Genomic DNA, 18,134 nt, shown 5'->3' on the forward strand with positions numbered 1-18,134 from the left:
GCTCGGGGTATTCTCTCCGGCTCGATTGGCCAGCCCGCTGTCGTGTATGGCAGACTAGCGGGGTTGCTCGGTCGAGTGCCGATGCTGCGCGCCTCCCGCCGGGAGGACTGGAAGCGAGTCCCACAGTACTCGTCGCTCCAACTGTCGGAAGGCAGCGCTGGGGCGGACGTACGGGAATCTTCCGGGAAGTGTCAGCGGGGTGCCGACCAGGCGCCCGGTGGGTGTTCAGCCCCCGGTCCAGCGGTTGCCTTCAGGGCTGAGCCGCGTCCCGAGCAGGGAAATCCCTTGTGGATATCTCTGTCAGTGGGAGCGCGACACGCCCGACCGCGTGGGTCGGAGGTCAGGACGCGAACCCCCGGGTTCCGGAGCGTTTTACGAGACAAAGGACTACTGAGTAGCCATGGCGGGACAGAAGATCCGCATCCGGCTCAAGGCCTACGACCACGAGGTCATCGACTCCTCGGCGAAGAAGATCGTCGAGACGGTGACCCGCACTGGTGCGTCGGTCGCGGGCCCGGTGCCGCTGCCCACTGAGAAGAACGTGTACTGCGTCATCAAGTCGCCGCACAAGTACAAGGACTCGCGCGAGCACTTCGAGATGCGCACGCACAAGCGCCTGATCGACATCCTCGACCCGACGCCCAAGACCGTTGACTCTCTGATGCGACTCGACCTCCCGGCCGGTGTCGACATCGAGATCAAGCTCTAGGGATCGGTGATCTGAGAATGGCTAAGCAGATCAAGGGCATCCTGGGCGAGAAGCTCGGCATGACGCAGGTGTGGGACGAGAACAACCGCGTTGTTCCGGTCACCGTCGTCAAGGCCGGCCCCAACGTCGTCACCCAGGTCCGTACGAACGACACCGACGGCTACGAGTCGGTCCAGATCGCCTTCGGCGAGATCGACCCGCGCAAGGTGAACAAGCCCCTCAAGGGCCACTTCGCCAAGGCCGACGTCACCCCCCGCCGCCACCTCGTCGAGATCCGCACCGCGGACGCCTCCGAGTACACGCTGGGTCAGGAGATCTCCGCTGAGGTCTTCGAGGCCGGCGTCAAGGTGGACGTGACCGGCAAGAGCAAGGGCAAGGGCTTCGCCGGTGTCATGAAGCGTCACAACTTCAAGGGCCTCGGCGCCGGTCACGGCACCCAGCGCAAGCACCGCTCTCCCGGTTCCATCGGTGGCTGTGCCACCCCGGGCCGTGTGTTCAAGGGCCTCCGCATGGCGGGTCGCATGGGCAACGAGCGGGTCACCACCCAGAACCTGACCGTTCACGCCGTTGACGCGGAGAAGGGCCTGCTCCTTATCAAGGGCGCGGTTCCTGGTCCGAACGGCGGCCTCGTCCTGGTCCGCACCGCGGCCAAGGGGGCCTGAGGACTATGAGCACCATTGACATTCTGTCGCCCTCCGGCGACACCGCCGGGACCGTTGAGCTCCCGGCCGAGATCTTCGACGTAGAGAAGATCAGCATCCCGCTGCTTCACCAGGTCGTCGTTGCGCAGCTGGCCGCTGCCCGTCAGGGCACGCACAAGGTCAAGCGTCGTGGCGAGGTCCGCGGTGGTGGCAAGAAGCCTTACCGCCAGAAGGGCACCGGCCGCGCCCGTCAGGGTTCGACTCGTGCGCCGCAGTTCGCCGGCGGTGGTGTCGTGCACGGTCCCGTGCCGCGTGACTACTCGCAGCGGACCCCGAAGAAGATGAAGGCCGCGGCCCTGCGCCACGCCCTCACCGACCGGGCCCGCAACAACCGCATCCACGTCGTCACCGGCGTGGTCGACGGCGAGATCTCCACCAAGGCCGCGAAGGGCCTGCTCGGCAAGATCTCGGAGCGCAAGAACGTGCTCCTGGTCATCGAGCGCTCCGACGAGGCCGCGCTGCTTTCCGCGCGCAACCTGCCCCAGGTCCACATCCTGGAGCCGGGCCAGCTGAACACGTACGACGTTCTCGTCTCGGACGACGTGGTCTTCACCCAGGCCGCTTTCGAGTCCTTCGTGTCTGGCCCCCAGGCCGCTGACACCGAAGGGAGCGAAGCCTGATGGCTACGCGTCACCCGAGCATCGCCTCGAAGGCCGCCAAGGCCGCGAAGGCTGCGCGCGTCGCCAAGGCGAAGCGCCACGCCACCGAGGGCAAGAACACCGTCGAGACCCCGCTGAGCAAGTCCTTCACGGACCCCCGTGACGTGCTCCTCAAGCCGGTCGTCTCGGAGAAGAGCTACGCGCTGCTCGACGAGGGCAAGTACACCTTCATCGTCGACCCGCGGGCCAACAAGACCCAGATCAAGGAGGCCGTCCAGGCGGTCTTCTCGGTCAAGGTCACCGGGGTCAACACGATCAACCGTCAGGGCAAGCGCAAGCGCACCCGCACCGGCTTCGGCAAGCGTGCGGACAGCAAGCGCGCGATCGTGACCCTCGCTGAGGGCGACCGTATCGACATCTTCGGCCAGGCCTCCTAACGGAGCGCCCTGGTCCGAATATCGGACGAGGACTGAGAAATGGGAATCCGCAAGTACAAGCCGACTACGCCGGGCCGTCGTGGCTCCAGCGTCGCCGACTTCGTCGAGGTCACGCGGTCCACGCCGGAGAAGTCGCTGGTCCGCCCGCTGCACAGCAAGGGCGGCCGTAACAACGCCGGTCGTGTGACCGTTCGCCACCAGGGTGGCGGACACAAGCGCGCCTACCGCGTGATCGACTTCCGTCGTCACGACAAGGACGGCGTGCCGGCGAAGGTCGCGCACATCGAGTACGACCCCAACCGCACCGCGCGCATCGCGCTGCTTCACTACGCGGACGGCGAGAAGCGCTACATCCTCGCCCCCCGCAACCTGTCGCAGGGTGACCGCGTCGAGAACGGTCCCGGGGCCGACATCAAGCCGGGCAACAACCTGGCTCTCCGCAACATCCCGGTCGGTACCACGATCCACGCGATCGAGCTCCGTCCCGGTGGCGGTGCCAAGTTCGCCCGCTCGGCCGGTGCCTCCGTGCAGCTGCTCGCGAAGGAGGGCCAGATGGCTCACCTCCGCATGCCCTCCGGTGAGATCCGCCTGGTCGACGTGCGCTGCCGCGCCACCGTCGGCGAGGTCGGCAACGCCGAGCAGAGCAACATCAACTGGGGTAAGGCCGGCCGCAAGCGCTGGCTGGGCGTTCGCCCGACCGTCCGCGGTGTGGCGATGAACCCGGTTGACCACCCGCACGGTGGTGGTGAGGGCAAGACCTCCGGTGGTCGCCACCCGGTCTCCCCGTGGGGTCAGAAGGAGGGTCGTACTCGTTCGCCGAAGAAGGCTTCGAACAAGTACATCGTCCGCCGCCGCAAGACGAACAAGAAGCGCTAGGAGCGGGTTTAGATGCCGCGCAGTCTCAAGAAGGGGCCCTTCGTCGACGACCACCTGATCAAGAAGGTGGACGTACAGAACGAAGCCGGCACCAAGAACGTCATCAAGACCTGGTCCCGTCGCTCGATGATCATCCCGGCCATGCTCGGCCACACGATCGCGGTGCACAACGGCAAGACCCACATTCCGGTGTTTGTCACCGAGTCGATGGTCGGCCACAAGCTCGGCGAGTTCTCGCCGACGCGCACCTTCCGGGGTCACGTCAAGGACGACCGGAAGTCGAAGCGCCGCTAACAGCGGGGTGGAATGACCATGACAGACACTGGAAGGACAACCATGGAAGCCAGGGCCCAGGCGCGGTACATCCGCGTCACGCCCATGAAGGCCCGCCGCGTGGTGGACCTTATCCGTGGCATGGATGCCACGGAGGCTCAGGCGGTCCTGCGTTTCGCCCCGCAGGCCGCGAGCGTGCCGGTCGGCAAGGTGCTTGACAGCGCCATCGCCAACGCCGCGCACAACTACGACCACACCGACGCCGACAGCCTCTTCATCTCCGAGGCGTACGTCGACGAGGGCCCGACCCTGAAGCGGTTCCGTCCGCGCGCCCAGGGCCGCGCCTACCGGATCCGCAAGCGGACCAGCCACATCACCGTGGTCGTCAGCAGCAAGGAAGGAACCCGGTAATGGGCCAGAAGGTTAACCCGCATGGGTTCCGGCTCGGTGTCACGACCGACTTCAAGTCGCGTTGGTACGCCGACAAGCTGTACAAGGACTACGTCAAGGAAGACGTCGCCATCCGTCGGATGATGACGTCCGGCATGGAGCGCGCCGGTATCTCGAAGGTTGAGATCGAGCGCACCCGTGACCGCGTGCGTGTGGACATCCACACCGCTCGTCCGGGCATCGTCATCGGCCGCCGTGGCGCCGAGGCCGACCGCATCCGCGGCGACCTCGAGAAGCTCACGGGCAAGCAGGTCCAGCTGAACATCCTCGAGGTCAAGAACCCCGAGACCGATGCGCAGCTGGTTGCCCAGGCCGTTGCCGAGCAGCTCTCCTCCCGCGTCTCCTTCCGCCGCGCCATGCGTAAGAGCATGCAGTCGGCGATGAAGGCGGGCGCCAAGGGCATCAAGATCCAGTGCGGTGGCCGCCTCGGTGGCGCCGAGATGTCCCGCTCGGAGTTCTACCGCGAGGGCCGCGTGCCCCTGCACACGCTCCGCGCGAACGTCGACTACGGCTTCTTCGAGGCCAAGACGACCTTCGGCCGCATCGGCGTGAAGGTCTGGATCTACAAGGGCGACGTCAAGAACATCGCCGAGGTCCGCGCCGAGAACGCCGCTGCCCGCGCCGGCAACCGCCCGGCCCGTGGTGGCAACGACCGCCCGGCCGGCCGTGGTGGCCGTGGTGGCGAGCGTGGCGGTCGCGGCCGCAAGCCGCAGCAGCAGGCTCCCGCCGCCGAGGCCCCCAAGGCCGAGGCGACCGCCGCTGCTCCGGCTGAGAGCACCGGAACGGAGGCCTGACCGACATGCTGATCCCCCGTAGGGTCAAGCACCGCAAGCAGCACCACCCGAAGCGCCGTGGTCAGGCCAAGGGCGGTACGCAGGTCGCGTTCGGCGAGTACGGCATTCAGGCCCTCACGCCGGCGTACGTGACGAACCGCCAGATCGAGGCGGCTCGTATCGCGATGACCCGCCACATCAAGCGTGGCGGCAAGGTCTGGATCAACATCTACCCGGACCGCCCGCTGACGAAGAAGCCCGCCGAGACCCGCATGGGTTCCGGTAAGGGTTCCCCCGAGTGGTGGGTCGCGAACGTGCACCCGGGCCGGGTCATGTTCGAGCTGTCCTACCCCAACGAGAAGATCGCCCGTGAGGCCCTGACTCGCGCAGCCCACAAGCTGCCGATGAAGTGCCGGATCGTCAAGCGCGAGGCAGGTGAAGCGTGATGTCGGCCGGTACCAAGGCGTCCGAGCTGCGCGAACTGGGTGACGAGGAGCTTCTTGCGAAGCTTCGCGAAGCCAAGGAAGAGCTGTTCAACCTCCGCTTCCAGGCGGCGACCGGTCAGCTCGAGAACCACGGTCGGCTGAAGGCCGTCCGTAAGGACATCGCGCGGATCTACACCCTGATGCGTGAGCGCGAGCTGGGCATCGAGACGGTGGAGAGCGCCTGATGAGCGAGAGCAACGTGACTGAGCAGAAGACCGAGCGCGGTTTCCGCAAGACCCGTGAGGGTCTGGTCGTCAGCGACAAGATGGACAAGACCGTCGTCGTCGCCGTCGAGGACCGCGTCAAGCACGCGCTGTACGGCAAGGTCATCCGCCGTACGAACAAGCTCAAGGCCCACGACGAGCAGAACGCTGCGGGCGTCGGCGACCGCGTCCTCCTCATGGAGACCCGGCCGCTGTCCGCGACGAAGCGCTGGCGCGTCGTCGAGATTCTCGAGAAGGCCAAGTAATCCCTCCTAGGGGGACCCCCTAGGAACAGTTCCGCCAGGCTCGGCAGGGGCCCGTCCATGCGGCGGCCCCTGCCGGGAACCGGCAGACAATCAGGAGATAGACGTGATCCAGCAGGAGTCGCGACTGCGTGTCGCCGACAACACTGGTGCGAAGGAGATCCTTTGCATCCGTGTGCTCGGTGGCTCCGGTCGCCGCTACGCGGGCATCGGTGACGTCATCGTCGCCACCGTCAAGGACGCGATCCCCGGTGGCAACGTGAAGAAGGGTGACGTCGTCAAGGCGGTCATCGTTCGCACCGTCAAGGAGCGCCGCCGTCCGGACGGCTCGTACATCCGCTTCGACGAGAACGCCGCTGTCATTCTGAAGAACGACGGCGACCCTCGCGGCACCCGCATCTTCGGCCCGGTCGGCCGTGAGCTGCGCGAGAAGAAGTTCATGAAGATCATCTCGCTCGCGCCGGAGGTGCTGTAAGCATGAAGATCAAGAAGGGCGACCTGGTCCAGGTCATCACCGGCAAGGACAAGGGCAAGCAGGGCAAGGTCATTGCCGCTTACCCGCGCGACGAGCGCGTCCTGGTCGAGGGTGTCAACCGGGTCAAGAAGCACACCAAGGCCGGCCCCACCGCTCGCGGTTCGCAGGCCGGCGGCATCGTGACCACCGAGGCCCCCATCCACGTGTCCAACGTTCAGCTGGTCGTGGAGAAGGACGGCAACAAGGTCGTCACGCGCGTCGGTTACCGCTTCGACGACGAGGGCAACAAGATCCGCGTTGCCAAGCGGACGGGTGAGGACATCTGATGGCTACCACCACCACTCCGCGTCTCAAGACGAAGTACCGCGAGGAGATCGCGGGCAAGCTGCAGGAAGAGTTCTCCTACGAGAACGTCATGCAGACCCCGGGCCTCGTCAAGATCGTGGTCAACATGGGTGTGGGCGACGCCGCCCGCGACTCGAAGCTGATCGAGGGCGCCATCCGCGACCTCACCACGATCACCGGTCAGAAGCCGGCCGTCACCAAGGCCCGCAAGTCCATCGCGCAGTTCAAGCTGCGTGAGGGTCAGCCGATCGGTGCCCACGTCACGCTCCGTGGCGACCGCATGTGGGAGTTCCTGGACCGCACCCTGTCGCTCGCGCTCCCGCGCATCCGCGACTTCCGTGGTCTGTCCCCCAAGCAGTTCGACGGCCGCGGCAACTACACCTTCGGTCTCACGGAGCAGGTCATGTTCCACGAGATCGACCAGGACAAGATCGACCGTACCCGGGGCATGGACATCACCGTGGTGACCACGGCGACCAACGACGCTGAGGGCCGTGCCCTTCTCCGTCACCTCGGCTTCCCCTTCAAGGAGGCGTAAGCGAGATGGCGAAGAAGGCTCTGATTGCCAAGGCTGCTCGTAAGCCCAAGTTCGGTGTGCGTGGCTACACCCGCTGCCAGCGCTGCGGCCGCCCGCACTCCGTGTACCGCAAGTTCGGCCTGTGCCGCGTGTGCCTTCGTGAGATGGCTCACCGTGGCGAGCTGCCGGGCGTGACCAAGAGCTCCTGGTAATCCCGCAATTCGGGATTCCAGAGGCTCTCGGTAAGCAAAGGGCACTGTCAGGGGCCCACCCCTCCATGGCTTAGGCTAGGAGGGTTGGGCGCCTGACGCCCGTACGACTTACTACGCCGTAGGTCCCCGCGCCGCACCCGTCCCGCCCATGAGTGGGGAGAGGGATGGCGCATACAGGAAACCCCGGCGAGAGAGGCCGAAGGCCAATTCATGACCATGACTGATCCGATCGCAGACATGCTTACGCGTCTGCGTAACGCGAACTCGGCATACCACGACTCCGTGTCGATGCCGCACAGCAAGATCAAGTCGCACATCGCGGAGATCCTCCAGCAGGAGGGCTTCATCACGGGCTGGAAGGTCGAGGACGCCGAGGTCGGCAAGAACCTCGTCCTGGAGCTGAAGTTCGGCCCCAACCGTGAGCGCTCCATCGCGGGCATCAAGCGGATCTCCAAGCCCGGTCTCCGGGTTTACGCGAAGTCCACCAACCTGCCGAAGGTGCTCGGCGGCCTCGGCGTGGCGATCATCTCCACGTCCCACGGGCTCCTCACCGACAAGCAGGCCGGCAAGAAGGGCGTGGGTGGGGAAGTCCTCGCCTACGTCTGGTAGCGGAAGGGAACGGAGGAAACAGCTATGTCGCGTATTGGCAAGCTCCCCATCACGGTTCCCGCCGGCGTGGACGTCACCGTCGACGGCCGCACGGTCTCGGTGAAGGGCCCCAAGGGCTCGCTCACCCACACCGTCGCGTCGCCGATCGAGATCGCTAAGGGTGAGGACGGCGTTCTGAACGTCACCCGCCCGAACGACGAGCGTCAGAACAAGGCCCTCCACGGCCTGTCCCGCACGCTGGTGGCGAACATGATCACCGGCGTGACCCAGGGTTACGTGAAGAAGCTCGAGATCAGCGGTGTCGGTTACCGCGTTGTCGCCAAGGGCTCCAACCTGGAGTTCTCGCTGGGCTACAGCCACCCGATCACCGTCGAGGCCCCTGAGGGCATCACCTTCAAGGTGGAGGCCCCCACCCGTTTCTCGGTCGAGGGCATCGACAAGCAGAAGGTCGGCGAGGTTGCGGCCAACATCCGCAAGCTGCGCAAGCCCGACCCGTACAAGGCCAAGGGCGTCAAGTACGAAGGCGAAGTCATCCGCCGCAAGGTCGGAAAGGCGGGTAAGTAAGCCATGGCATACGGTGTCAAGATTGCTAAGGGCGACGCTTACAAGCGTGCTGCCATCAAGCGTCGTCACATCCGGATCCGTAAGCACATCTCGGGTACGGCTGAGCGTCCGCGCCTCGTCGTGACGCGCTCCAACCGCCACATCGTGGCCCAGGTCATCGACGACGTGCAGGGTCACACCCTCGCGTCGGCGTCGACCCTGGACACCACGATCCGCGGTGGCGAGGGCGACAAGTCGGCGCAGGCCAAGTCGGTCGGCGCCCTGGTCGCCGAGCGTGCCAAGGCCGCCGGTGTCGAGACTGTCGTATTCGACCGTGGTGGAAACCAGTACGCCGGGCGCATCGCCGCCCTGGCGGACGCCGCCCGCGAAGCCGGGCTCAAGTTCTGAGCCGCTTCCGTAGCTAGCGGAAAGAGAGAGGTAATCCAATGGCTGGACCCCAGCGCCGTGGAAGCGGTGCCGGTGGCGGCGAGCGGCGGGACCGGAAGGGCCGTGACGGCGGCGCTGCTGCCGCCGAGAAGACCGCGTACGTTGAGCGCGTTGTCGCGATCAACCGCGTCGCCAAGGTTGTGAAGGGTGGTCGTCGCTTCAGCTTCACCGCGCTGGTCGTGGTGGGCGATGGTGACGGCACCGTCGGTGTCGGTTACGGCAAGGCCAAGGAGGTGCCGGCCGCGATCGCCAAGGGTGTTGAAGAGGCCAAGAAGCACTTCTTCAAGGTCCCCCGTATCCAGGGCACCATCCCTCACCCCATCCAGGGTGAGAAGGCCGCGGGCGTCGTCCTGCTCAAGCCGGCTTCCCCCGGTACCGGTGTTATCGCCGGTGGCCCGGTGCGTGCCGTGCTCGAGTGCGCCGGCGTTCACGACATCCTGTCGAAGTCCCTGGGCTCCGACAACGCGATCAACATCGTGCACGCGACCGTGGCGGCCCTCAAGGGCCTGCAGCGTCCCGAGGAGATCGCGGCTCGCCGTGGTCTGCCCCTCGAGGACGTCGCCCCCGCGGCTCTTCTCCGTGCGCGTGCCGGGGCTGGTGCGTAATGGCGCAGCTCAAGATCACGCAGGTGAAGTCGTACATCGGCAGCAAGCAGAACCACCGTGACACCCTGCGCTCCCTTGGTCTCAAGGGCATCAACACGCAGGTCGTCAAGGAGGACCGCCCCGAGTTCCGCGGCATGGTGCACACCGTCCGCCACCTCGTGACGGTCGAGGAGGTCGACTGATCATGGCGGAGAACAACCCGCTCAAGATCCACAACCTCCGTCCCGCCCCCGGCGCCAAGACCGCCAAGACCCGTGTCGGTCGTGGTGAGGCGTCGAAGGGTAAGACGGCCGGTCGTGGTACCAAGGGCACGAAGGCCCGCTACCAGGTTCCGGAGCGCTTCGAGGGTGGGCAGATGCCCCTCCACATGCGCCTCCCGAAGCTGAAGGGCTTCAAGAACCCGTTCAAGACCGAGTTCCAGGTCGTGAACCTCGACAAGCTGGCCGCGCTGTACCCGGAGGGTGGCGAGGTCACCGTCGAGGGTCTCGTCGCCAAGGGTGCCGTTCGCAAGAACAGCCTCGTCAAGGTCCTCGGCCAGGGCGAGATCTCCGTGGCGCTGCAGGTGACGGTCGACGCCGTCTCCGGCTCCGCCAAGGAGAAGATCACCGCCGCCGGCGGTACCGTCACCGAGCTCGTCTGAATTCATCAGGCGTCTCGATGACTTGAGCGATCCCGACCGGGGATGCCCCACAAAAGGGGCATCCCCGGTTGGTCGTTCCAAGGGGGGCAGTGTCGCCGGTAAGGTGGCCTGCACTGTTGATTTTCGTCCGGCGTGGCCCTTGGGGAACTCCGGACGGCCTTTGACTGTTGGTTAGCTGTCAGTAATCCGTCGAACCTCAAGACCGTCACCTCTGACGCAGTAGCGCGGGGGTCGCAGGAGGCACCGTGCTCACCGCGTTCGCCCGGGCGTTCAGGACGCCCGACCTGCGCAAGAAGCTGCTCTTCACGCTCGGCATCATCGTGGTCTACCGCGTCGGTACCCACATCCCGATCCCGGGCGTCGACTACAAGAACGTCCAGACCTGTATCGACGTGGCCAAGGGCAACCAGGGTCTGTTCGGCCTGGTCAACATGTTCAGTGGTGGCGCGCTGCTGCAGATCACGATCTTCGCGCTCGGCATCATGCCGTACATCACGGCGAGCATCATTCTGCAGCTGCTGACGGTGGTGATCCCCCGCCTCGAAGCCCTCAAGAAGGAGGGTCAGGCCGGCACTGCGAAGATCACGCAGTACACCCGTTACCTGACGGTGGCCCTCGCCATCCTCCAGGGCACCGGCCTGGTCGCGACCGCGCGCAGCGGCGCCCTGTTCAGTGGCTGCCCGGTGGCCAACCAGATCGTGCCGGACCAGTCGATCTTCACGACCATCACCATGGTCGTCACCATGACCGCCGGTACGGCCGTCGTCATGTGGCTCGGTGAGCTCGTCACCGACCGCGGTATCGGCAACGGCATGTCGATCCTGATGTTCATCTCGATCGCCGCGACGTTCCCGTCCGCGCTGTGGGCCATCAAGGAGCAGGGCTCGCTGGCCGACGGCTGGATCGAGTTCGGCACCGTGATCCTGGTCGGTCTCGTCATGGTCGGCCTGGTCGTCTTCGTCGAGCAGGCTCAGCGCCGCATTCCGGTCCAGTACGCGAAGCGCATGATCGGCCGCCGGTCCTACGGTGGTACGTCCACCTACATCCCGTTGAAGGTGAATCAGGCGGGTGTGATTCCTGTCATCTTCGCCTCGTCGCTGCTCTATATTCCGGCACTGGTCGCCCAGTTCTCGAAGGGCAATTCCGGCTGGAAGACCTGGGTAACCCAGAATCTGACCAAGGGTGACCACCCGATTTACATCAGTATGTACTTCCTTCTGATCGTTTTCTTCGCGTTCTTCTACGTGGCGATCTCGTTCAACCCCGAGGAAGTCGCGGACAACATGAAGAAGTATGGTGGCTTCATCCCGGGCATCCGGGCTGGCCGACCGACCGCTGAGTACCTCAGCTACGTGCTCAACCGGATCACCTGGCCGGGTTCGCTGTATCTGGGTCTGATCGCTCTCGTACCGACGATGGCGTTGGTTGGCTTCGGGGCAAGCCAGAACTTCCCGTTCGGTGGTACCAGCATCCTGATCATCGTGGGTGTCGGCCTCGAGACGGTGAAGCAGATCGAGAGCCAGCTTCAGCAGCGCAATTACGAAGGGTTCCTCCGCTGATGCGAATCGTCCTCGTCGGGCCGCCCGGTGCCGGCAAGGGAACGCAGGCCGCGTTCCTCGCCAAGAACCTGTCGATCCCGCACATCTCCACGGGCGACCTGTTCCGCGCCAACATCAGCAGGCAGACGGAACTGGGCAAACTGGCGAAGTCCTACATGGACAAGGGCGAGCTGGTACCCGACGAGGTCACCATCGCGATGGCCAAGGACCGCATGGAGCAGCCCGACGCGGAGAACGGCTTCCTCCTGGACGGCTTCCCGCGCAACGTCTCGCAGGCCGAGGCGCTGGACGAGATGCTGCAGTCCGAGGGCATGAAGCTGGACGCGGTTCTGGACCTGGAGGTCCCCGAGGACGAGGTGGTCAAGCGCATCGCCGGCCGCCGCATCTGCCGCAACGACTCGGCGCACGTCTTCCACGTCACGTACAAGCAGCCGAAGAAGGAAGGCGTCTGCGACGTCTGCGGCGGCGAGCTGTACCAGCGGGACGACGACTCCGAGGAGACCGTCCGCAAGCGCCTCGAGGTCTACCACACGCAGACCGAGCCGATCATCGACTACTACAAGGCCCAGGGCCTGGTCGTCACGATCTCCGCGCTCGGCAAGGTGGAAGAGGTCACGGGCCGCGCGATGGAGGCCCTGGCCCGCGAGGCCGCGTAGTCCCGCGGAACGCGGGAACGCACAGCCGGCACGTCACTTCGGCCGCGGCATCCTGAGAGGGTGTCGCGGCCGAGGCGTGGAAGCGGCCCCCGCGTCGGCGGGAGTCCCGTGCCGGCGGACCGGCCCCGACCGGGCGGAAGCCCGAGTTCCGCGTCGGCGCAGACACTCCCGCGTCGGCGGACGGTCCCGGCCCTCCGGCGCCGGCCGCGCCGCAACCCCCCGTATCGTTGAAGCTGAAGCGTCCGTACTCTCCGGTCAGAAAGGCCGCAGCCGCCATGGTGCAGATCAAGACCCCCGAGCAGATCGCCAAGATGCGCGAGGCGGGGCTGGTCGTCGCCGCCATTCATGCGGCCACCCGCGAGGCGGCCGTGCCCGGCGCCACCACCAGGGACCTCGACGAGGTGGCCCGCAAGGTGCTCGCCGAGCACGGGGCGAAGTCGAACTTCCTCGGGTACGGCGGCTTCCCGGCGACGATCTGCACCTCGGCCAACGAGGTCGTCGTCCACGGCATCCCGGACGAGAAGACCGTCCTGAAGGACGGCGACATCATCTCCATCGACGCCGGCGCGATCGTGGACGGCTGGCACGGCGACGCCGCGTTCACGGCGTTCGTCGGCAGCGGTCACGCTCCGGAGCTGGTCGAGCTCTCCCGGGTGACCGAGGAGTCGATGTGGGCGGGCATCGCGGCGATGAAGCAGGGCAACCGCCTCGTGGACGTCTCCCGCGCCATCGAGACGTACATCCGTCGTCAGCCCAAGCCCGGCGGCGGCCGCTACGGGATCATCGAGGACTACGGCGGCCACGGCATCGGCACCGAGATGCACATGGACCCGCACCTGCTGAACTACGTCGAGCGCAGGCGCGGCAAGGGTCCCAAGCTGATCCCCGGTCTCTGCCTCGCCATCGAGCCGATGGTGTCGCTCGGCACGCCGAAGACCGAGGTCCTCGAGGACGAATGGACCGTCATCACGACGGACGGCACCTGGTCCTCGCACTGGGAGCACTCCGTCGCGCTGACGGAGCAGGGGCCGCTGGTCCTCACCGCCCCGGACTGCGGCAAGGCCAAGCTGGCCGAGTACGGCGTCACCGCCGCCCCGGACCCGCTCGCCTGATCGGCGCGGGACCCGTTCCGACGGCGCGCGGCCCCGCCGGTCGCGCCGTCGCTTTCACCCGCTGGCTTAAAGATCTCCCCAGCTGGGCATTCTTTCTCGATTCGTCTTTCCGAGACCACTGACGTAGACTGACTCGTCGGCTCCCGTGCACCCGCATGCCTGCATGCACCCGTGGGGAGCCGATCAAGGTAGTCGATTCGAAGGGCGAAGCGTGGCCAAGAAGCAAGGTGCCATCGAGATCGAGGGCACTGTCGTCGAGTCTCTTCCGAACGCCATGTTCAAGGTCGAGCTCCAGAACGGCCACCAGGTCCTGGCACACATCAGCGGCAAGATGCGTATGCACTACATCCGCATCCTCCCTGACGACCGGGTCGTGGTGGAGCTGTCTCCGTACGACCTGACGCGTGGCCGGATCGTCTACCGGTACAAGTAGATCTTGCCTTTACTCCGTGCTCCCGTTCCGGGGCACGGGTGGTGGCACTGACCCGGAGAACCTCACCCAATGAAGGTCAAGCCGAGCGTCAAGAAGATCTGCGACAAGTGCAGGGTGATCCGCCGTCACGGCCGGGTCATGGTCATCTGCGACAACCCGCGCCACAAGCAGCGCCAGGGCTGACGCACGACCGCACCTTCTGCACCCGCAGATCTCGCGCGACGCATAGCAGTACATGTTCATACGCAGAACCCGGTCCCGAACGTTCAGATCGCAGATCAGTCCATTTCGGTTCCGACACCCCCGGGCGGAGGCCGGGGACCCAGTTCGTACCTGGTACGGCGGCTGGGAGCCGGTTCTGCGGAAGACCTCCGAACGACAACTGGAGCCATTGAATGGCACGCGTTTCCGGTGTTGACATCCCGCGCGACAAGCGTGTGGAGGTCGCCCTCACCTACGTGTTCGGCATCGGCCGGACCCTTTCCCAGCAGACGCTGGCCGAGACCGGCGTGAACCCGAACACCCGCGTTCGTGACCTCTCCGAGGAGGAGCTGGTCAAGATCCGCGAGTACGTGGACGCCAATCTGAAGACCGAGGGTGACCTCCGTCGTGAGATTCAGGCCGACATCCGCCGCAAGGTCGAGATCGGCTGTTACCAGGGTCTGCGCCACCGCCGTGGCCTGCCCGTCCACGGTCAGCGCACCAGCACGAACGCTCGTACCCGCAAGGGCCCGCGTCGCGCCATCGCCGGTAAGAAGAAGCCGGGCAAGAAGTAGTCCTCAGCGGACGCTCATCAGCGGTCTTCGCTGTAGGACCGACCACCTCCCGTAGGAGTAATAGATGCCCCCCAAGGGTCGTCAGGGCGCTGCCAAGAAGGTGCGCCGCAAGGAAAAGAAGAACGTCGCTCACGGCCACGCGCACATCAAGAGCACGTTCAACAACACGATCGTCTCGATCACGGACCCCTCGGGCAACGTGATCTCCTGGGCCTCCGCCGGCCACGTCGGCTTCAAGGGCTCGCGCAAGTCCACCCCCTTCGCCGCGCAGATGGCCGCCGAGTCGGCCGCCCGCCGCGCGCAGGAGCACGGCATGCGCAAGGTCGACGTCTTCGTGAAGGGCCCGGGCTCCGGTCGCGAGACCGCGATCCGCTCCCTCCAGGCCACGGGCCTCGAGGTCGGCTCCATCCAGGACGTCACCCCCACCCCGCACAACGGCTGCCGTCCGCCCAAGCGCCGCCGCGTCTGAGGCTCGGTTGTCTTGAGGTTTCGGGCGGTACGGCTCTTCGGAGCGGTACCGCCCGTACCCTTGCAATACCCGCACTGTGAAACGTGCGGTTCCGTCGGGCGTCAAATAGCGGGCGTCCACGAAAGAAGGATCTGATCCACACATGCTGATCGCTCAGCGTCCCTCGTTGACCGAAGAGGTCGTCGACGAGTTCCGCTCCCGGTTCGTGATCGAGCCGCTGGAGCCGGGCTTCGGTTACACCCTCGGCAACTCCCTGCGTCGTACGCTCCTCTCCTCGATCCCGGGTGCGGCGGTCACGTCCATCCGCATCGACGGCGTTCTGCACGAGTTCACCACCGTGCCGGGCGTCAAGGAGGACGTCACCGACCTGATCCTCAACATCAAGCAGCTGGTCGTCTCCTCGGAGCACGACGAGCCCGTCGTGATGTACCTGCGCAAGCAGGGCCCGGGTCTCGTCACCGCCGCCGACATCGCGCCCCCGGCCGGTGTCGAGGTGCACAACCCCGACCTGGTCCTCGCCACGCTCAACGGCAAGGGCAAGCTGGAGATGGAGCTGACCGTCGAGCGCGGTCGCGGCTACGTCTCCGCCGTGCAGAACAAGCAGGTGGGCCAGGAGATCGGCCGTATCCCGGTCGACTCCATCTACAGCCCCGTGCTGAAGGTCACGTACAAGGTCGAGGCGACCCGTGTCGAGCAGCGCACCGACTTCGACAAGCTGATCGTCGACGTCGAGACCAAGCAGGCCATGCGTCCCCGTGACGCCATGGCGTCGGCTGGTAAGACCCTGGTCGAGCTGTTCGGTCTGGCCCGCGAGCTCAACATCGACGCCGAGGGCATCGACATGGGCCCGTCCCCCACGGACGCCGCCCTTGCCGCCGACCTCGCGCTGCCGATCGAGGAGCTGGAGCTCACGGTCCGCTCCTACAACTGCCTCAAGCGTGAGGGCATCCACTCCGTGGGTGAGCTCGTCGCCCGCTCCGAGGCCGACCTCCTGGACATCCGCAACTTCGGTGCGAAGTCCATCGACGAGGTCAAGGCGAAGCTGGCCGGCATGGGCCTGGCCCTGAAGGACAGCCCGCCCGGATTCGACCCGACCGCCGCCGCCGACGCCTTCGGTGCCGACGACGACGCGGACGCGGGCTTCGTGGAGACCGAGCAGTACTGATCGCCTCCGGCGGGGCAGCCGTCTTCGGGCGGTGGTCCCGCCGGGTTCGATCTCGGCTGCCGGCCGGCCGTGGCTGGTCGCGCAGTTGACCGGCCCCCAAGGGGGCCGGTCCCTCCGGTACTGAAAAGTGCCGGATCTTCGACGGGCAATCGCCCGCTCGGACACTGACCTCGGTACCTGATACGGCCGGGGCAGACACACAGGAGAAGAACAATGCCGAAGCCCACCAAGGGTGCCCGTCTGGGCGGCAGCGCCGCGCACGAGAAGCTGCTCCTCGCGAACCTCGCGAAGTCGCTCTTCGAGCACGGCCGCATCACCACCACCGAGGCGAAGGCCCGCCGCCTGCGCCCGTACGCCGAGCGTCTGGTCACCAAGGCGAAGAAGGGTGACCTTCACAACCGCCGCCAGGTGCTCTCGGTGATCACGGACAAGAGCGTCGTGCACACGCTCTTCACCGAGATCGGCCCGCGCTACGAGAACCGCCCGGGTGGTTACACCCGTATCACCAAGATCGGTAACCGCCGTGGCGACAACGCGCCCATGGCTGTCATCGAGCTGGTGGAGGCCCTGACCGTGGCCCAGCAGGCCACCGGTGAGGCCGAGGCGGCCACCAAGCGTGCCGCCAAGGACGCCGAGGTCAAGGCCGAGGCTCCGGCCGAGGTCGTCGAGGACGCCAAGCCGGCCGAGGAGGCCGCCGAGGAGTCCAAGGACGCCTGAGGCATCGCCTTGCGTTGAGCGGGTCCGCCCCTGCGGGGCGGGCCCGCTTTCGCGTTCCCCGGCAGGGGACCGAGCCTTGAGAGGATCTGTTTGTGAGTGATGAGGCGGCGCCCGGGTTCGTGCGGGTGCGGATGGATCTGTCGTACGACGGCACCGAGTTCTCCGGCTGGGCCAAGCAGGCCGGGGGCCGCAGGACCGTGCAGGCGGAGATCGAGGACGCCCTGCGGACGGTGACCCGGTCGAAGGACACCACGTACGAGCTGACCGTGGCCGGGCGCACGGACGCGGGGGTGCACGCCCGCGGCCAGGTGGCCCACGTCGATCTGCCCGAGGCGCTGTGGGCCGAGCACCAGGAGAAGCTGCTGAAGCGGCTGGCCGGACGGCTGCCCAAGGATGTGCGCATCTGGCGGCTGGCGGAGGCGCCCGCCGGGTTCAACGCCCGCTTCTCCGCGATCTGGCGGCGCTACGCCTACCGGGTCACCGACAATCCCGGCGGTGTGGACCCGCTGCTGCGCAACCATGTCCTCTGGCACGACTGGCCGTTGGACGTCGACGCCATGAACGAGGCGGCCGGGCGGCTCCTCGGCGAGCACGACTTCGCCGCCTACTGCAAGAAGCGCGAGGGCGCCACGACGATCCGCACGCTCCAGGAACTGAGCCTGGTCCGCGGTCACGACGGGATCATCACGGCCACCGTCCGCGCCGACGCCTTCTGCCACAACATGGTGCGGTCGCTGATCGGGGCGCTGCTGTTCGTGGGGGACGGGCACCGCGGTGCCGACTGGCCCGGCAAGGTGCTCGCCGCGGGCGTACGGGACTCGGCCGTGCACGTCGTACGGCCGCACGGACTGACACTCGAAGAAGTGGGCTACCCCGCCGACGCGTTGCTGGCCGCGCGGAACAAGGAGGCCCGGAACAGGCGCACACTGTCCGGGGCCCCGGAGTGCGAAGCCTGCTGACCGTCTGCGCCGTCACGCGGAGTGCTCCCTGCGGGTGACGGTCCTGCGGCATCCGCAGGGGCGGAGCGCGGGCGGATCCCAAGTGGACGTGCGGGAGCGGTGGTTGGCCGATGTGACGGGCCGTCG

Annotated in this window: 31 protein-coding genes; all 31 read left to right on the plus strand. The window is 66.5% G+C overall.

Annotation, left to right across the window (positions count from 1 at the left end; translation table 11 throughout):
* Nucleotides 1-400 precede the first annotated feature (400 nt).
* The 31 genes from rpsJ (at nt 401) to truA (ending at nt 18,008) form a co-directional block, all read left to right on the plus strand.
* Nucleotides 401-709, plus strand: a complete 309-nt coding sequence (gene rpsJ, locus ABEB03_RS31080) for a 30S ribosomal protein S10 (protein WP_003948644.1) — start codon at nt 401-403, stop codon at nt 707-709.
* A 17-nt stretch (nt 710-726) separates the two neighbouring features.
* Nucleotides 727-1,371 (plus strand): 50S ribosomal protein L3, encoded by a 645-nt coding sequence (rplC, locus tag ABEB03_RS31085; protein WP_095936043.1) that lies wholly within the window; start codon nt 727-729, stop codon nt 1,369-1,371.
* 5 nt (nt 1,372-1,376) lie between these two features.
* Nucleotides 1,377-2,030, plus strand: coding sequence for a 50S ribosomal protein L4 (gene rplD, locus ABEB03_RS31090; protein ID WP_345656198.1), 654 nt, complete (start codon nt 1,377-1,379; stop codon nt 2,028-2,030).
* Complete coding sequence (gene rplW, locus ABEB03_RS31095; protein WP_095936045.1) at nt 2,030-2,446, plus strand: 50S ribosomal protein L23; 417 nt, start codon at nt 2,030-2,032, stop codon at nt 2,444-2,446. Before rplD ends, rplW begins: the two co-directional genes overlap by 1 nt.
* A 39-nt stretch (nt 2,447-2,485) precedes the next feature.
* Nucleotides 2,486-3,322 (plus strand): 50S ribosomal protein L2, encoded by an 837-nt coding sequence (gene rplB / locus ABEB03_RS31100; RefSeq protein WP_028805741.1) that lies wholly within the window; start codon nt 2,486-2,488, stop codon nt 3,320-3,322.
* Nucleotides 3,323-3,334: 12 nt separating this feature from the next.
* Entirely contained in the window at nt 3,335-3,616 is a 282-nt protein-coding gene (gene rpsS / locus ABEB03_RS31105; RefSeq protein WP_005481224.1) for a 30S ribosomal protein S19, read from the plus strand.
* 42 nt (nt 3,617-3,658) lie between these two features.
* On the plus strand, nt 3,659-4,006 hold the full coding sequence (gene rplV / locus ABEB03_RS31110; protein ID WP_003974262.1) for a 50S ribosomal protein L22: 348 nt from the start codon (nt 3,659-3,661) through the stop codon (nt 4,004-4,006).
* Nucleotides 4,006-4,839 (plus strand): 30S ribosomal protein S3, encoded by an 834-nt coding sequence (rpsC, locus tag ABEB03_RS31115; RefSeq protein WP_028805742.1) that lies wholly within the window; start codon nt 4,006-4,008, stop codon nt 4,837-4,839. Before rplV ends, rpsC begins: the two co-directional genes overlap by 1 nt.
* Nucleotides 4,840-4,844: 5 nt before the next feature.
* On the plus strand, nt 4,845-5,264 hold the full coding sequence (gene rplP, locus ABEB03_RS31120; RefSeq protein WP_028805743.1) for a 50S ribosomal protein L16: 420 nt from the start codon (nt 4,845-4,847) through the stop codon (nt 5,262-5,264).
* On the plus strand, nt 5,264-5,488 hold the full coding sequence (gene rpmC / locus ABEB03_RS31125) for a 50S ribosomal protein L29 (protein ID WP_003998824.1): 225 nt from the start codon (nt 5,264-5,266) through the stop codon (nt 5,486-5,488). Before rplP ends, rpmC begins: the two co-directional genes overlap by 1 nt.
* On the plus strand, nt 5,488-5,772 hold the full coding sequence (rpsQ, locus tag ABEB03_RS31130) for a 30S ribosomal protein S17 (protein WP_095936046.1): 285 nt from the start codon (nt 5,488-5,490) through the stop codon (nt 5,770-5,772). The genes rpmC and rpsQ overlap by 1 nt, the downstream gene beginning before the upstream one ends.
* A gap of 103 nt (nt 5,773-5,875) precedes the next feature.
* Nucleotides 5,876-6,244 carry a 50S ribosomal protein L14 gene (gene rplN, locus ABEB03_RS31135; protein WP_003998823.1) on the plus strand — a complete coding sequence of 123 codons (369 nt, stop codon included), beginning with the start codon at nt 5,876-5,878 and terminating at the stop codon, nt 6,242-6,244.
* Between the two features lie 2 nt (nt 6,245-6,246).
* Nucleotides 6,247-6,570: a 50S ribosomal protein L24 gene (gene rplX / locus ABEB03_RS31140; RefSeq protein WP_053674523.1), complete on the plus strand. Its 324-nt coding sequence runs from the start codon at nt 6,247-6,249 to the stop codon at nt 6,568-6,570.
* Entirely contained in the window at nt 6,570-7,127 is a 558-nt protein-coding gene (gene rplE / locus ABEB03_RS31145; protein ID WP_005481216.1) for a 50S ribosomal protein L5, read from the plus strand. Before rplX ends, rplE begins: the two co-directional genes overlap by 1 nt.
* Before the next feature lie 5 nt (nt 7,128-7,132).
* Nucleotides 7,133-7,318 carry a type Z 30S ribosomal protein S14 gene (locus ABEB03_RS31150; RefSeq protein ID WP_003948630.1) on the plus strand — a complete coding sequence of 62 codons (186 nt, stop codon included), beginning with the start codon at nt 7,133-7,135 and terminating at the stop codon, nt 7,316-7,318.
* 210 nt (nt 7,319-7,528) lie between these two features.
* Nucleotides 7,529-7,927: a 30S ribosomal protein S8 gene (rpsH, locus tag ABEB03_RS31155; RefSeq protein WP_014674378.1), complete on the plus strand. Its 399-nt coding sequence runs from the start codon at nt 7,529-7,531 to the stop codon at nt 7,925-7,927.
* Between the two features lie 24 nt (nt 7,928-7,951).
* Entirely contained in the window at nt 7,952-8,491 is a 540-nt protein-coding gene (gene rplF, locus ABEB03_RS31160; protein ID WP_345656199.1) for a 50S ribosomal protein L6, read from the plus strand.
* A gap of 3 nt (nt 8,492-8,494) precedes the next feature.
* Complete coding sequence (gene rplR, locus ABEB03_RS31165) at nt 8,495-8,878, plus strand: 50S ribosomal protein L18 (RefSeq protein ID WP_095936049.1); 384 nt, start codon at nt 8,495-8,497, stop codon at nt 8,876-8,878.
* A 38-nt stretch (nt 8,879-8,916) separates the two neighbouring features.
* A complete protein-coding gene (gene rpsE, locus ABEB03_RS31170) occupies nt 8,917-9,522 on the plus strand; it encodes a 30S ribosomal protein S5 (protein ID WP_005313527.1) in 606 nt (201 codons plus the stop codon).
* Nucleotides 9,522-9,704, plus strand: coding sequence for a 50S ribosomal protein L30 (gene rpmD, locus ABEB03_RS31175; protein WP_003974250.1), 183 nt, complete (start codon nt 9,522-9,524; stop codon nt 9,702-9,704). Before rpsE ends, rpmD begins: the two co-directional genes overlap by 1 nt.
* 2 nt (nt 9,705-9,706) lie before the next feature.
* A complete protein-coding gene (rplO, locus tag ABEB03_RS31180) occupies nt 9,707-10,162 on the plus strand; it encodes a 50S ribosomal protein L15 (protein WP_003974249.1) in 456 nt (151 codons plus the stop codon).
* 245 nt (nt 10,163-10,407) lie between these two features.
* On the plus strand, nt 10,408-11,721 hold the full coding sequence (gene secY, locus ABEB03_RS31185) for a preprotein translocase subunit SecY (RefSeq protein WP_345656200.1): 1,314 nt from the start codon (nt 10,408-10,410) through the stop codon (nt 11,719-11,721).
* On the plus strand, nt 11,721-12,377 hold the full coding sequence (locus ABEB03_RS31190; protein WP_028805753.1) for an adenylate kinase: 657 nt from the start codon (nt 11,721-11,723) through the stop codon (nt 12,375-12,377). The genes secY and ABEB03_RS31190 overlap by 1 nt, the downstream gene beginning before the upstream one ends.
* 275 nt (nt 12,378-12,652) lie before the next feature.
* Nucleotides 12,653-13,489 (plus strand): type I methionyl aminopeptidase, encoded by an 837-nt coding sequence (gene map / locus ABEB03_RS31195; protein ID WP_345656201.1) that lies wholly within the window; start codon nt 12,653-12,655, stop codon nt 13,487-13,489.
* A gap of 211 nt (nt 13,490-13,700) precedes the next feature.
* A complete protein-coding gene (gene infA / locus ABEB03_RS31200; RefSeq protein WP_003948620.1) occupies nt 13,701-13,922 on the plus strand; it encodes a translation initiation factor IF-1 in 222 nt (73 codons plus the stop codon).
* Nucleotides 13,923-13,991: 69 nt separating this feature from the next.
* Nucleotides 13,992-14,105: a 50S ribosomal protein L36 gene (gene rpmJ, locus ABEB03_RS31205; RefSeq protein ID WP_003974245.1), complete on the plus strand. Its 114-nt coding sequence runs from the start codon at nt 13,992-13,994 to the stop codon at nt 14,103-14,105.
* A gap of 212 nt (nt 14,106-14,317) precedes the next feature.
* Nucleotides 14,318-14,698, plus strand: a complete 381-nt coding sequence (gene rpsM, locus ABEB03_RS31210) for a 30S ribosomal protein S13 (protein WP_028805755.1) — start codon at nt 14,318-14,320, stop codon at nt 14,696-14,698.
* A gap of 64 nt (nt 14,699-14,762) precedes the next feature.
* A complete protein-coding gene (gene rpsK, locus ABEB03_RS31215; protein ID WP_003956432.1) occupies nt 14,763-15,167 on the plus strand; it encodes a 30S ribosomal protein S11 in 405 nt (134 codons plus the stop codon).
* A 142-nt stretch (nt 15,168-15,309) separates the two neighbouring features.
* A complete protein-coding gene (locus tag ABEB03_RS31220) occupies nt 15,310-16,332 on the plus strand; it encodes a DNA-directed RNA polymerase subunit alpha (protein ID WP_003966937.1) in 1,023 nt (340 codons plus the stop codon).
* A 213-nt stretch (nt 16,333-16,545) separates the two neighbouring features.
* Nucleotides 16,546-17,049, plus strand: a complete 504-nt coding sequence (gene rplQ / locus ABEB03_RS31225; protein WP_028805609.1) for a 50S ribosomal protein L17 — start codon at nt 16,546-16,548, stop codon at nt 17,047-17,049.
* Between the two features lie 92 nt (nt 17,050-17,141).
* Entirely contained in the window at nt 17,142-18,008 is an 867-nt protein-coding gene (truA, locus tag ABEB03_RS31230; protein ID WP_345656202.1) for a tRNA pseudouridine(38-40) synthase TruA, read from the plus strand.
* Nucleotides 18,009-18,134 lie beyond the last annotated feature (126 nt).

The organism is Streptomyces siamensis (assembly GCF_039543605.1).
GTDB classification, from domain to species: Bacteria; Actinomycetota; Actinomycetes; order Streptomycetales; family Streptomycetaceae; genus Streptomyces; species Streptomyces siamensis.